Source organism: Citrobacter sp. RHBSTW-01013 (genome assembly GCF_013781985.1).
GTDB lineage: Bacteria > Pseudomonadota > Gammaproteobacteria > Enterobacterales > Enterobacteriaceae > Citrobacter > Citrobacter braakii.
The window spans coordinates 4,487,424-4,500,535 of record NZ_CP056185.1 but is presented as its reverse complement, the minus strand read 5'-3'; the positions used below and the strand labels follow the sequence as shown (position 1 = coordinate 4,500,535).

The following is a 13,112-nucleotide window of genomic DNA, read 5'->3' as shown; positions in this document are numbered from 1 at the left end:
CTAGCGTTTTCTCCCGCCCATTAAACTCCCCAACATGCCGCGGATTATCTGATTGGTGACCTGCCGCGCTGCGCTTTTCGCCACGCTCTGTACCACGCCATCGCGCTTGCCGCCGCGCGGTCCGGTGCTGCCAAACAGAATATCCTTCAATCCACCGAGAATACCGCCGTCCACACCGATCGCTTTACCGTTGGCGGGAGGCGTATTTTGCTGCTCGGTGCTGGCCTGCACTCCATGCTGTAAACGCTCATAGGCGGACTCGCGGTCGACCTGTTCTTCATATTTACCGTACAGCGAGGAGTGATTAATCAGCCCGTTACGCTCGTCATCCGTCACCGGTCCCATCCGCGAGCACGGCGCAATCACCATTGCTCGTTCAACCACCGACGGGCTGCCTTTGGCGTCCAGAAACGACACCAGCGCCTCGCCGGTTCCCAGTTCCTGAATGGCTTTTTCGGTATCAAATGCCGGGTTGGCGCGCATGGTTTGCGCGGCGGTTTTCACCGCTTTCTGATCCTTCGGTGTAAACGCGCGCAGGGCGTGCTGCACGCGGTTCCCCAACTGACCGAGCACGTTGTCTGGAATATCTGACGGGTTTTGCGAGACGAACCACACGCCGACCCCTTTCGAGCGGATCAGGCGGATCACCTGTTCGATTTTATCCAGCAGCACCTGCGGGGCGTCGTTGAACAGCAGGTGAGCTTCATCGAAGAAGAACACCAGTTTTGGCTTCTCCAGATCGCCTGCTTCCGGCAGCTGTTCGTACAGTTCGGAGAGCATCCACAGCAGGCTGGCGGCGTACAGTTTGGGCATCTGGTAGAGCTTCTCTGCGCTGAGGATGTTGATCATCCCTTTGCCGCTGGCGTCAGTTCGCATCCAGTCTTTGATGTCCAGCATCGGTTCGCCAAAGAAGTGCGCCGCCCCCTGTTGCTCCAGCGACAGCAGTCCACGCTGAATTGCCCCGACCGAGGCGCTGCTGATATTGCCATACTGATTCTGGAAGGATTTGGCGTTATCGCCGATGTACTGGGTAATGGCTCGCAGGTCTTTGAAATCGAGCAGCAGCAGACCCTGGTCATCAGCAATGCGGAAGATAATATCCAGCACGCCGGACTGCACGTCGTTGAGGTTCAGCAAACGGGCCAGCAGCAGCGGGCCGAGGTCAGATACCGTGGCCCGCACGGGGTGACCTTTTTCGCCGAAGATATCCCACACCGTGACCGGATTAGCATGCGGTTGCCAGTCGGTAATGCCGATATTTTTCAGGCGGGCGAGCAGCTTTTCAGAGGCCTGCCCTTCCTCGGCCACGCCGGTTAAGTCGCCTTTCACATCGGCCATAAATACCGGTACGCCAATTTCAGACAGCGATTCGGCCAGCTTCTGTAGCGTGACGGTTTTACCGGTCCCGGTCGCGCCGGTAATCAGTCCGTGACGGTTGGCCATGCCTGGCAGTAAAAACAGTTCGGTGTCCGGCGTGCGGGCAATTAGCAGGGGTGTGCTCATTGAGATTTCCTCCATTTATCTTGCCTGGAGTATAGGCAATGTCCATCAAAGAGAGTATGCGATGGCCAGAGAAAATGACTTAAAGCGTATTGCCGTGATAAATCTGGTACCCCAAATCCACGGTGTTGTGGTTATGGTCGTTGTTCTTGATTTTGCTCAGCAACATCTGCGCTGCCATGCGGCCAATGTCAAAACGCGGGGTGATCACGCTGGCGAGGCTTGGGATCATCTGCCTGCCCATTTCCAGCCCGTGGAAACCGGCAATCGAGATCTGTTCCGGAACGGCCAGATCGCGCTCGCGGCACAGCAGCAGCGCGCCCATCGCAATATCGTCGTTGGTGCAAAAAACGCCGTCTAAATCCGGATGCGCGGCGAGCGCGTCCCGCATCATCTGGGTGCCGAGATGGATGGACGAAATAGAACGCGGATTGACGCGCAGCGGCACCAGACCCCGGCGCGTCATGGCATCGCAATAGCCGCGATAGCGCTGTTCATCGCGGACGTCGTCTTTCGAACCGAGATAGAGGATTTTGCGCCGCTGGCGTTTATCCAGCATGGTGCTGACCATATCAAATGCCGCCTGACGGTTATCGAAGCCTACTTCCATGTCCAGACGATCGCCCTGAATATCCATCAGCTCCACCACCGGAATGTTGGCTGAACGCAGAAACTTAACCGTGCGCAGGGTGTGGTATTTCTCGGACAGGATAATGCCGTCGATATTGTATGACAGCAGATTGATCACCGACTCTTCCTCGGATTCCCGGTCGTAATTGTAGTTGGCGATCAGCGTCTGATAGTTATGGTCCGAGGTGACCGACTCAATGCCGGCCAGAATGTCAGCGAACAGCTGGTTTTGAAACGAGGGGATCAGCACGCCAAGCGTATAGCTTTGCGCATTCAGCAGCATCGCGGGCGCGCGGTTGGGGATGTAATTAATCTCCTCCATAATCTGCGCGATGCGTTCACCGGTTTCCTTTGCGACCTTTTTTGGCGAGCGAATGTAGCGGCTCACCGTCATTTTGGTCACGCCCGCCAGCGTGGCGATGTCTTGCAAAGAAATTCTGTGGTTCCTCATTTTCTCTCCAGTGCCGGGGAGCGCGGATCTGTGCTCCCCGGTGATGACTGTCTTAATGCAGAATGGCGTTCAGCGCCAGAACCCCCAGCAGCCCCATAATGGAAATCAGCGTCTCCATTACCGTCCAGGTACGCAACGTTTCCCCGACGCTGAGATTAAAATAGCCTTTAAACAGCCAGAATCCCGGATCGTTAACGTGGGAGGCAATCACGCTGCCCGCGCCGGTAGCCAGCACCATCAGCGCCGGGTCGGCATGAGTGACGTTGATAATCGGCAGCACCACGCCTGCGGTGGTGATCGCCGCCACGGTGGCTGAACCGAGCGCGATACGCAGCAAGGCGGCGACCGTCCAGCACATCAGCAACGGAGAAAGCGACGTGCCGGTCATCAGGTGCGAGATATATTGCCCCACGCCGCTGTCGACCAGAACCTGCTTAAACGCGCCGCCCCCGGCGATGATAAACACAATCATCGCAATCGCACCGATAGAGTCGCCAATGATATCCATAATTTGCTCGATCGTACGTCCGTTACGCCGACCAAGGGTAAAAATGGCGAGCACGATAGCGATAAACAACGCGACCGCAGGGTTACCGATAAACTCAAAGAACACCCGTACGCTGTTGGTTTTCGGCAGCGTGATTTCGCACACTGCGGCGACCGCCATCAGTATGACCGGGATTACTGCGGCAAAGATACTGTTCCAGAACGACGGCATCTCTTCTTCGGTGAACAGATGCGGGTTGAATAACCCTTCCGGCGGCGCTTTCTCAAAGCGGGTCAGCAGCTTAGAAAACAGCGGCCCGGCAACAATCACCGTCGGGATAGTAATAATAAAGCCGTACAGCAGGGTGGTGCCGAGATTAGCCTCGAAAATGGTGGCAATCGCGGTCGGCCCCGGATGCGGCGGCAGAAAACAGTGGGTCACGGACAGCGCAGCTACCATCGGGACGCCAACATACAGCAGCGGCAGGCCGGAAGAGGCCACCACCGTAAACACCAGCGGCAGCAGCAGAACAAAGCCGACTTCGAAAAACATCGCCAGACCCACCACCAGACCGGTGATCACCAGCGCCCACTGCACGCGTTTCTTACCAAACGTGCCAATCAGCGTGGTGGCGATGCGCTGAGCCGCGCCGGTATCGGAAATCAGCTTACCGAGCATTGCACCGAAGCCAAGGATCATCGCCAGACCGCCGAGCGTCCCGCCGATCCCATTTTGTATTGAGTGCAAAACGGCCTGGGCATCCATCCCTTCGGCAAAACCGACGACCGCCGCCACCAGGACCAGAGCAATAAAGCCGTTAACTTTAAAACCAATCATCAGGACCAGGAGCAGCGCGACGCCTGCCGCAATTATTATTAATGGCATAATCGTTTCTCTTATATCCCCGTCATACTTCAAGTTGCAGGTGTGTTGGCTACGCTCACTCACCCGAATCACTTACTCAAGTTAGCTCATCGGGTTCATTCACTTGCCGCCGTCCTGCAACTCGAATTATTTAGGGGTGGCCAAAAATGCAGCGCCTGGGCGCTGCGTGATGTTGCGTTGTGTTGTATCAGACGGCGACCAGCATGCCGCCATCGACAAACAACAGGTGCCCGTTAACAAAATCGGATGCTTTGGAAGAGAGGAAGACCGCTGCGCCAATCAGCTCCTGCGGATCGCCCCAGCGCGCGGCTGGCGTACGTTTGCACAGCCAGGCGGTGAAGGCTTCATCCTCGACCAGCGCTTTGGTCATCTCGGTTTTGAAGTAGCCCGGTGCGATACCGTTGACCTGGATATTGTGGCGCGCCAGCTCAACGCACATACCGCGGGTGAGCATTTTCACCGCGCCTTTCGAGGCGGCATACGGCGTGATGGTGTCGCGGCCCAGTTCGCTCTGCATGGAGCAGATGTTGATGACCTTCCCGGCCTGACGTTCCACCATCCGACGCGTTACTGCCTGCGAGACCAGGAACACCGCCGTCTGGTTAACGGCAATCACATCGTTCCATTCCTGCTCCGGGAACTCGGTAAACGGATGGCGGCGCTGAATACCGGCGTTATTCACCAGCACATCGATTGGGCCAATGTCTTTTTCGATATGGTCGATGGCGGCATCAATGTCCTGTTTCTGCGTAACATTGAAGGGCGCGGCAACGGCGCGGATCCCTTCCTGTTGCAGTTTGGCGACGGCAGCCTCCGCGCGCTCCGGCGTAATATCATTGACGATAATCTGCGCGCCATATTTACCCAGCCCGGTCGCCAGTAAATAACCAATACCCTGGGCCGAACCGGTGATCAGAATATTTTTGCCATCCAGTGAAAAAAGATCGTTCATTATGTTCTTCCTTATTTTGTTTCAGCAAAAACGAGCTGGACTTTCGCTGCCTGGGTTTTATCCCCGGCAAAGATCAGCGCCTGTTCAAGCTCGGTAAACGGATATTCGGCGCTGAGTAATGGCAGCGGATCGATAACGTTATTCGCCAGCCACGACACCGCAGTGTTGAACTCGGTGGTAAAGCGGAACGAGCCTTTGAGCGCGATCTCTTTGCCGATCAGCATCATCATCGGGAAGTCCGGCACCGCACCGCCCATGCCGACCTGCACCATCACGCCTTTCGCGCGGGTGACTTCCAGGCAGGTGGTGATTGAGGACGGATGACCAGAGACTTCGAAGCTGATGTCGAAGTAGCCTTTTTCTTTTTTCCACTCATCGAGCGAGTCCTGCTGCGGGTTAATCAGCGTGTCAGCACCCATCTGCTGGGCCAGCGACAGCGAGCGCGGGCTGATATCAGCACAGACAATTTCTGCTGCGCCGAGCGTTTTCACCGCGCTGACGATCAGGCAGCCGATAGGCCCCACGCCGGAGATAAACACGCGCTTGCCCTGCAGGTCTCCTGCTTCATGCGCGGCGTGGATCGCGACTGCCAGCGGTTCGGCAAAGGCCATGACTTTTTCATCGGCGTGCTGGGGGTAGGGGATGCACTGCGCGGTATCGACGGTTTTAAATCGGGTAAAGCCGCCGTCAACGTGGGGAAAATACATGGCGCTGCCAAAAAAGCGCATTTCCGTGCACTGGTTTTCTTCGTGCTGCAGACAGTATTTACAGTGGCCACAGGGCTTCGACGGATTAATAGCCACCGACTGACCTTCATGTAATTCTTTTGAGTCGCTGTGCACCACTTTACCAATAACTTCATGGCCTAAAATCATCGGTGCTTTAACGGTAAAATTACCGACTTTTCCTTCCTGATAATAATGTAAGTCGGAACCACAAATTCCGCCGCGGGTAATTTTTACCAGCGTTCCTTTATTATTCCATTCAATATTTTGGTCGGTAATGGCAACAGTTTTCTTACCCGCGACAACGCAGGATTGGGTTTTGACTTGCATAAATGCCTCACTGGTCAGGTAGTAACCTCGGCAGCATTTAAACGGTTTTGATTGTTATTATTTGTGATAAAGATCACGCTGGAAAATTGTTACACTACAATGTTACGCATAACGTGATGCGCCTTGTAAATCTGCTCAGCCACGCCGAAAAAAGGTGAATTCTGCAATGTGGAAGGCGTAGTATCGCGCCATGGAATATGAATCTGGAGTTTTTCAATGGCCGGGGAAAGTTATATTTTGATGGGCGTTTCGGGTAGCGGTAAATCTTTAATTGGCAGCAAAATTGCTGCGCTATTATCGGCTAAATTCATTGATGGTGACGATCTCCATCCGGCCAAAAATATTGATAAAATGTCTGAAGGTATTCCATTAACCGATGAAGACCGACTACCGTGGCTAGCGCGATTAAATGACGCTTCATACAGTTTATATAAAAAGAATGAGACCGGGTTTATTGTCTGCTCGTCATTAAAAAAACAGTATCGCGATATATTGCGGCAGGGCAGTCCGAATGTGCATTTTTTGTGGCTGGACGGCGATTACGAGACCATTCTGGCGCGCATGCAGCGTCGGGCAGGGCATTTTATGCCGGTGGGATTACTAAAAAGCCAGTTCGATGCGCTGGAGTGCCCGCAGGAGGACGAACGTGATATTGCCCGCATCGACGTGAACCATGACATTGAGCATGTGACGGAACAGTGCCGCCAGGCGGTGCTCGCGTTTCGTAACGGGCAATAAGCCCAGCCCCTTGCGGGACTGAGCCTTGCATCAGAAGTCGGCTTTCAGCACCACGCGGTAGCGGGCTTTGCCGTCACGCACGTGCTGGATAGCGTCGTTAATTCGCGACATCGGGTACAGTTCGGTGGTGGGCGACACCTTGCTACGCCCGGCAAACTTCATCAGCTTGCGCAGTTCGAACGGCGTACCGGTTGCTGAACCGGAGATGCTGCGATCGCCGGCAATTAAGGTGAACGCTGGCACCGGCAGCGGCTTCAGCACCGCGCCGACGGTATGGAAGTTACCGCCGTAGGCCAGTGCTTCAAAATAAGGCTGCCAGTCGAGATCGACGTTAACCGTGTTAATAATGAGATCGAACTGGCCCGCCAGCGCTTTTAGCGCATCCGGATCGCGGCTGTTAACCACCTTATCCGCCCCCATCGCCAGCACTTCCTGCTCTTTCGCCGGATTGGAGCTGAACGCGGTCACTTCGCACCCCATCGCGTGTAACAGCTTAATGGCGATATGCCCCAGGCCGCCGATGCCGATCACCCCAACGCGGCTGGTGGCGGTGATATGGTGCATCAGCAGCGGTTTGAACACCGTGATACCACCGCACAGCAAGGGACCCGCCGCCGCCAGATCGATGCTTTCCGGCAGCGGGATCACCCATTGCCAGTCGGCCCGCAGCTTCTCGGCAAAGCCACCGCGATTGAGAATAGTGGGAACGGAACCTTCCAGGCAGTTAATCTGATTGCCGCTGATACAGGCGTCGCAATGCCCGCAGCTGCGCGCCGTCCAGCCAATGCCGACTCGCTGACCAACCTTCAGACCTTTATCTTGCGCCGCGCTGCCGAGCGCCGCCACGCGACCAATCACCTCATGCCCGGCAACCAGTGGATACTGAGAGAACCCCCATTCGTTGTCGATCATCGACAAATCGGAATGGCAGATACCGCAGTAATCGACCTGGACTTCGACATCTTCCGGCTTAAGCTCGCCCGCATCATATTCATAGAGTTCGAGTTCGCTGCCCGCCGCTTTTGCGGCGTAGCTTTTTATCATCGACATCGTGTTTCCCTCAGTGTGGTGTTGAACTGGAAGTGTAGAGCATGGGGAAACGGGACGCTTCGCAGAAGGGGGGATTAATAAGGGGGCAAACTGTGACGATGGTTACAGGTGAGAAAGGGAATGCTGAAATTTTCAACACTTAGCGAGTCAGGCACACGCTGGTGCTTGCATGGTGGCGCATGACAGGTATAATCCACAACGTTTTCCGCATCCCTTCCGTGCCGGAGTGGCGAAATCGGTAGACGCAGTTGATTCAAAATCAACCGTAGAAATACGTGCCGGTTCGAGTCCGGCCTTCGGCACCAAAAGTATGTAAATAGACCTCAACTGAGGTCTTTTTTTATGCCTGAAATCCGCGCCATATAAGGCTTTCCGCGATTTTCCCTTCAGATGAAGTCAACCTGGGTCAACCCACATCAAGTCGCTTGTGAGTATATAACTGAGTATATATGCTGATTCGATAATGTTTGTATACTCACGGCGGTACATGGAAGGAGAACCATCATGGCTCTGACTGATACTAAAGTCCGTTCGGCAAAACCTGAAGATAATGCAAACCCACTATCTGATGGTGATGGCCTGTTTTTACTGGTGCATGCGAATGGCTCCAAATATTGGCGATTTCGTTTTCGCTTTGGTGGCAAACAGCATGTGATGGCGTTTGGCGTTTATCCCGAAGTTTCACTTGCGGATGCCAGGAAGAAAAGGGAGGAGGCCAGGAAGCTGGTAGCTGCTGGTATCGATCCACGCGAACATAAACGTGCAGTGAAAGAAGAACAGGCGAAAGAGATTATTACTTTCGAGAAGGTTGCCCGAGATTGGCTCGCGACCAACCAGAAATGGTCGGAAGACCACGCTGAGCGTGTGAAAAAGAGTCTGGAGGATAATGTTTTTCCGGCGATTGGGACGCGCAATATTGCTGAATTGAGCACCCGCGATTTGTTACTTCCCATTAAGGCCGTAGAGACGTCTGGACGTCTTGAAGTGGCTTCCCGTCTCCAACAACGTACTACGGCCATCATGCGTTATGCAGTACAAAGCGGTTTAATTGATTACAATCCGGCTCAGGAGATGGCAGGAGCGGTTGCTTCTGGCAATCGAAAGCATCGTCCTGCGCTGGCCTTAAAGCGTATTCCAGAACTGCTTCAGAAAATAGATGGCTATACCGGAAGACCATTAACCCGTTGGGCAACCGAACTCACCCTGCTTATCTTTATTCGTTCCAGTGAACTGCGTTTTGCACGCTGGTCGGAGATAGATTTTGAAACCTCGATGTGGACGATCCCTCCTGAGAGAGAACCCATACCTGGCGTTAAGCATTCTCATCGCGGCTCAAAGATGCATACACCGCATCTGGTGCCTTTGTCTAAGCAGGCGCAGGAGATCCTGAAACAGATAAAGCAGTTCTGTGGCAAGCATGAACTGATTTTCATTGGCGATCACGATCCACGTAAACCCATGAGTGAAAACACGGTGAACAGTGCATTGCGGGTGATGGGCTATGACACCAAGGTTGAGGTTTGTGGTCACGGCTTCCGCACGATGGCCTGTAGCTCATTGATTGAGTCAGGGCTATGGTCGAAGGATGCGGTAGAACGGCAGATGAGCCATATGGAACGTAACTCAGTGCGGGCAGCGTATATCCATAAGGCGGAGTTTATCGACGAACGCAAACTGATGCTGCAATGGTGGGCGGATTTCCTAGATGCGAACCGGGAGAAAGGGATTACGCCGTTTGACTATGCGAAGATCAACCAAGGGAATGGTGAGTGAAATATTTGTCAGGGCGTATTTAAATTAAAATTGACTGACCAGCCCCTAAATAGCTGCGCGGAATAGTAGATCACTGAAAGGGAACTCAGCCCGGATTGTGCGATCTGATCAATCGCCAAACCAACCAAAACCACCAACCGGACTGAGCGATGCCGATCATAGCACCAATACCCCGTGGCGAACGACGCCTGATGCAGAAAGCTATTCATAAAACGCGCGATAAAAATCATGCCCGCAGACTCACGGCCATGCTGATGCTTCATCGGGGTGAACGGGTCAGCGATGTTGCCAGAACTCTCTGTTGTGCCCGTTCATCCGTTGGTCGCTGGATTAACTGGTTTACGCACTCAGGTATTGAAGGCCTGAAATCCTTACCCGCAGGGCGCTCCCGACGCTGGCCTTTTGAACATATCTGCACCCTGTTACGTGAGCTGATAAAGCATTCTCCCGGCGATTTTGGTTATCAACGTTCACGCTGGAGCACCGAATTACTGGCAATAAAAATCAATGAGATAACCGGTTGCCAGTTACATGCAGGAACCGTTCGCCGCTGGTTGCCATCTGCGGGGCTTGTATGGCGCAGGGCCGCGCCAACTCTGCGTATCCGTGACCCACATAAAGATGAAAAGATGGCGGTAATCCACAAAGCGCTGGATGAATGCAGCGCAGAGCATCCGGTATTTTATGAAGATGAAGTGGATATCCACCTTAATCCTAAAATCGGTGCGGACTGGCAGTTGCGCGGACAGCAGAAACGGGTAGTGACGCCGGGGCAGAACGAAAAATACTATCTGGCCGGCGCACTGCACAGTGGCACGGGTAAAGTCAGCTACGTGGGCGGCAACAGCAAAAGTTCAGCGCTGTTTATCGCTCTGCTGAAGCACCTGAAAGCCACTTACCGGCGGGCGAAAACAATCACGCTGATCGTTGATAACTACATTATCCATAAAAGCCGCGAAACACAGCGCTGGTTGAAAGCAAATCCCAAGTTCAGGGTAATTTACCAGCCGGTTTACTCGCCGTGGGTGAATCATGTGGAACGGCTATGGCAGGCACTTCATGACACGATAACCCGTAATCATCAGTGCCGCTCAATGTGGCAGTTACTGAAAAAGGTCCGCCATTTTATGGAAACCGCCAGCCCATTCCCCGGAGGAAAACATGGTCAGGCAAAAGTGTAGCGGTATTAGGCGCAGCTATTTAGTGGAGCTGGTCAGTGGTTTATTCCGGGAACATTATTTGAATAACATCCACTCATAATAGATTTGGATGTGGTGCATTTATATCAATGAACGCCCAATGCTTTATACACAGCATCCACCGGATCTGCATAGAAACTGATTTGGAATTTGGAGAAAATTTCAGCAGGCACAGTTGGGATATCAGAAGCTGATGCCATCGGCAGCAGCACACGTTTGCCCCCACTATCCATTGCCAGTTGCAAACTACCAGCCAGATCTTCGACCGGATTCACCACACCACCAAGTGTCATATCTCCGAGCACGACCATCTGTTCTTGCACTGGCTTGCCCATCAAAATGGAACAGAAGGCTACCAAGGCGGCAAGGCTGGTTTTGGTACTAGGGCCTGAGTTATGTAACTCAACGGCATGTAGATGGTATTCATGCTCGGAAAATTTGGCGGTAGCACTGATGCGATTTAGGTTGCCTTTGAAATAATCAAAACCTATACGGATTGCTTCTTTTGCTGGTGTATTGGAGCCTAGGCCAGATGTCGTGTGTTTACCATTACCGGGGGTCATCTGAGTCTCGAAGCGATACAGGCCCAGTTGGCCTGTGACACCCTTGGTAACCATGTGCACAACTCCCGGTTTACTCAGACCTTCGGGGATCAACTGGCTCCCGCCTTGCTCAGGTACATTGACGAAAAACTCTTCCAGAGTTTCGTTGTCGAGATAGCTGAAATGAACATCGAAAAACTCCATGCCGCCTAGTTTTTTCAACTGCTCTTTGATTCTACGACGTAACTCTAATGCGTAGGTGAGACAAGGACGTACCTCCTCTTTACCAAACACACCATGAGGATACAGTAATTTGAGCAAACCTGAGACCGTGCGGCGTACTGCGATTACATCGCGTTGGTTGAGGTTGTTCCCGAGTTTAAAGAAGCGGTCGATAGCATCAGAGAAACTACGCTTGCGCATTTCTCGCATATATTCGGCCAGATAGTCGGTGATCAGACCGTAGTTATTGGTAAAAAATTCAGGCCGCATCTTAGGGATATCCCAGCCTGGGATATAGGCATGGAAACGGTCAAAGAAGGCTGTATCGATCATCGCTTCCGGGAAAGGTGCCAGCAGGTGACTGGTTTTGACTAACGTTTCTACGCTTTGGTTTATGTTGCCGACAAATACCATGGATGCTTTGGCTTCGATAGAATCACGGCCACGGGAAAAAGAGCCCGATGCCATGTAATCCTTCATGATCTGGACACCATCTTTATCCTTGAAGGTAATACCAGCCACTTCGTCAAAAGCTACTACATCCCACATGCCTACCAGCCCAACCTGCCGGGAACTCATGTTGTAAAACAGATTGGCGACCGTCGTCTGGCCACCTGAGACTAGTAATGAATTAGGCGAGCACTCTTTATAGACGTGGCTTTTACCGGTACCACGTGGGCCGAGTTCGCAGACGTTATAGTTGTTCTCAACAAAGGGGATCATCCGCGTTAACAGATGCCATTTCACCCGTTGCTTCAGATTGGTTGGCTCCATGCCAATAGAGCGGATCAGGGTATCCAGCCATTGGTCTGTTGAGAAATTAGCCCGGGCGGCAAAAAGTTCTTCCATATCCATGGAGGGCATCTGGATCGGCTTAAGGTTGAAAATTGAGAAGGGCGAAATTCTTTGCCCTTCTTCATAAAAATAGTTAAGAGTAACGATACACCAGATCCCCCCGGTGAGCAGCTTCTCGTTAGCTTTAACAATGTTGGCGGGGATCACGGCATCTTTGATACCGAGGTTCGAAAGCTGAGCCTCGTAGACATCTTTCTTCTGGTTGAGCTTTACTCCGATCTTATCGATCACTTTAAAGCTACCACGCTCACGAATCAGAGATTTTACTTTCTCAGCCTCATCCGGGCGAACATAGTTCTCAGCGAGGATTTTTTTGACGTTTTCAAGACCTTCGCGTACCACTTCATCATCGTCTGAAGCACAGTACATACCGAGCAGATATTCCAGTACATAGACAGGGACATTAGCCCCTTCTTTTAGCTGTTTGGTCAAATCCTTACGGACAACTTTACCCTTAAAGTAACGATTTAGACGGGCATCAAGATCCATGCTGGCATGCTGAGATAACTCATCGTCAATGCTGAGCATAGAAGCCTCATCAACAGTAGTTCCGCTCGGCTGGGCAAGCTTCTCCGTGTAAACGTCCATCTGCTGGATCACTACATTGTTCGTGATATGTGTGACATTCACCGCTGGCTCTTGTGCGGTTTCCTTTCCTACAAACTCACCTTCAGTAGGATTTATCTCATCATGTGGCATCTGGTATTGCTCCCGGGTACTGATTAGCTGGCACCCAACATTAGAATTTACTTATCACATCCACAGGATCGCTA

At 52.7% G+C, this 13,112-nt stretch carries 10 protein-coding genes and 1 tRNA gene; 4 read left to right on the top strand and 7 right to left on the bottom strand.

Annotated features, from left to right (window positions below; genetic code table 11):
* From HV350_RS21565 to idnD, 5 genes are all read right to left on the bottom strand, one after another.
* The gene (locus HV350_RS21565) at nucleotides 1-1,503 is read right to left on the bottom strand and encodes a helicase HerA-like C-terminal domain-containing protein (RefSeq protein ID WP_181629293.1); all 1,503 of its coding nucleotides are present in this window, start codon (nucleotides 1,501-1,503) and stop codon (nucleotides 1-3) included.
* Nucleotides 1,504-1,582: 79 nt separating this feature from the next.
* Nucleotides 1,583-2,581, bottom strand: a complete 999-nt coding sequence (locus HV350_RS21560) for a LacI family DNA-binding transcriptional regulator (protein ID WP_047358548.1) — start codon at nucleotides 2,579-2,581, stop codon at nucleotides 1,583-1,585.
* A 52-nt stretch (nucleotides 2,582-2,633) separates the two neighbouring features.
* A complete protein-coding gene (gene idnT / locus HV350_RS21555) occupies nucleotides 2,634-3,953 on the bottom strand; it encodes a gnt-II system L-idonate transporter (RefSeq protein WP_016155581.1) in 1,320 nt (439 codons plus the stop codon).
* 187 nt (nucleotides 3,954-4,140) lie between these two features.
* On the bottom strand, nucleotides 4,141-4,905 hold the full coding sequence (gene idnO, locus HV350_RS21550; RefSeq protein WP_181629291.1) for a gluconate 5-dehydrogenase: 765 nt from the start codon (nucleotides 4,903-4,905) through the stop codon (nucleotides 4,141-4,143).
* 11 nt (nucleotides 4,906-4,916) lie between these two features.
* Nucleotides 4,917-5,960 (bottom strand): L-idonate 5-dehydrogenase, encoded by a 1,044-nt coding sequence (idnD, locus tag HV350_RS21545; RefSeq protein WP_181629289.1) that lies wholly within the window; start codon nucleotides 5,958-5,960, stop codon nucleotides 4,917-4,919.
* Nucleotides 5,961-6,176: 216 nt separating this feature from the next.
* Between idnD and idnK the strand changes: the two genes are divergently transcribed.
* On the top strand, nucleotides 6,177-6,698 hold the full coding sequence (gene idnK / locus HV350_RS21540) for a gluconokinase (protein ID WP_137367032.1): 522 nt from the start codon (nucleotides 6,177-6,179) through the stop codon (nucleotides 6,696-6,698).
* A gap of 30 nt (nucleotides 6,699-6,728) precedes the next feature.
* On the opposite strand, the gene HV350_RS21535 is transcribed toward idnK, so the two are convergent.
* On the bottom strand, nucleotides 6,729-7,748 hold the full coding sequence (locus HV350_RS21535) for an NAD(P)-dependent alcohol dehydrogenase (protein ID WP_103283431.1): 1,020 nt from the start codon (nucleotides 7,746-7,748) through the stop codon (nucleotides 6,729-6,731).
* Nucleotides 7,749-7,968: 220 nt separating this feature from the next.
* On the opposite strand from HV350_RS21535, the gene HV350_RS21530 reads away from it, so the two are divergent.
* From HV350_RS21530 to HV350_RS21520, 3 genes are all read left to right on the top strand, one after another.
* Nucleotides 7,969-8,053 (top strand) — tRNA-Leu (locus HV350_RS21530).
* A 199-nt stretch (nucleotides 8,054-8,252) separates the two neighbouring features.
* On the top strand, nucleotides 8,253-9,521 hold the full coding sequence (locus tag HV350_RS21525) for an integrase arm-type DNA-binding domain-containing protein (protein WP_094760997.1): 1,269 nt from the start codon (nucleotides 8,253-8,255) through the stop codon (nucleotides 9,519-9,521).
* A 149-nt stretch (nucleotides 9,522-9,670) separates the two neighbouring features.
* Nucleotides 9,671-10,702 (top strand): IS630-like element ISEc33 family transposase, encoded by a 1,032-nt coding sequence (locus HV350_RS21520; protein WP_046092923.1) that lies wholly within the window; start codon nucleotides 9,671-9,673, stop codon nucleotides 10,700-10,702.
* Nucleotides 10,703-10,806: 104 nt separating this feature from the next.
* Here HV350_RS21520 and brxL read toward each other — a convergent pair whose 3' ends face one another.
* Nucleotides 10,807-12,867 carry a protease Lon-related BREX system protein BrxL gene (gene brxL / locus HV350_RS21515; RefSeq protein ID WP_171862425.1) on the bottom strand — a complete coding sequence of 687 codons (2,061 nt, stop codon included), beginning with the start codon at nucleotides 12,865-12,867 and terminating at the stop codon, nucleotides 10,807-10,809.
* Nucleotides 12,868-13,112: the final 245 nt, after the last annotated feature.

Bases quoted from the DNA above. Each gene is read 5' to 3' on its own strand.
- HV350_RS21535 (WP_103283431.1), bottom strand. From the start codon at position 7,748: ATGTCGATGATAAAAAGCTACGCCGCAAAAGCGGCGGGCAGCGAACTC.
- HV350_RS21525 (WP_094760997.1), top strand. From the start codon at position 8,253: ATGGCTCTGACTGATACTAAAGTCCGTTCGGCAAAACCTGAAGATAAT.
- HV350_RS21565 (WP_181629293.1), bottom strand. From the start codon at position 1,503: ATGAGCACACCCCTGCTAATTGCCCGCACGCCGGACACCGAACTGTTT.
- HV350_RS21560 (WP_047358548.1), bottom strand. From the start codon at position 2,581: ATGAGGAACCACAGAATTTCTTTGCAAGACATCGCCACGCTGGCGGGC.
- brxL (WP_171862425.1), bottom strand. From the start codon at position 12,867: ATGCTCAGCATTGACGATGAGTTATCTCAGCATGCCAGCATGGATCTT.
- idnO (WP_181629291.1), bottom strand. From the start codon at position 4,905: ATGAACGATCTTTTTTCACTGGATGGCAAAAATATTCTGATCACCGGT.
- HV350_RS21520 (WP_046092923.1), top strand. From the start codon at position 9,671: ATGCCGATCATAGCACCAATACCCCGTGGCGAACGACGCCTGATGCAG.
- idnK (WP_137367032.1), top strand. From the start codon at position 6,177: ATGGCCGGGGAAAGTTATATTTTGATGGGCGTTTCGGGTAGCGGTAAA.
- idnD (WP_181629289.1), bottom strand. From the start codon at position 5,960: ATGCAAGTCAAAACCCAATCCTGCGTTGTCGCGGGTAAGAAAACTGTT.
- idnT (WP_016155581.1), bottom strand. From the start codon at position 3,953: ATGCCATTAATAATAATTGCGGCAGGCGTCGCGCTGCTCCTGGTCCTG.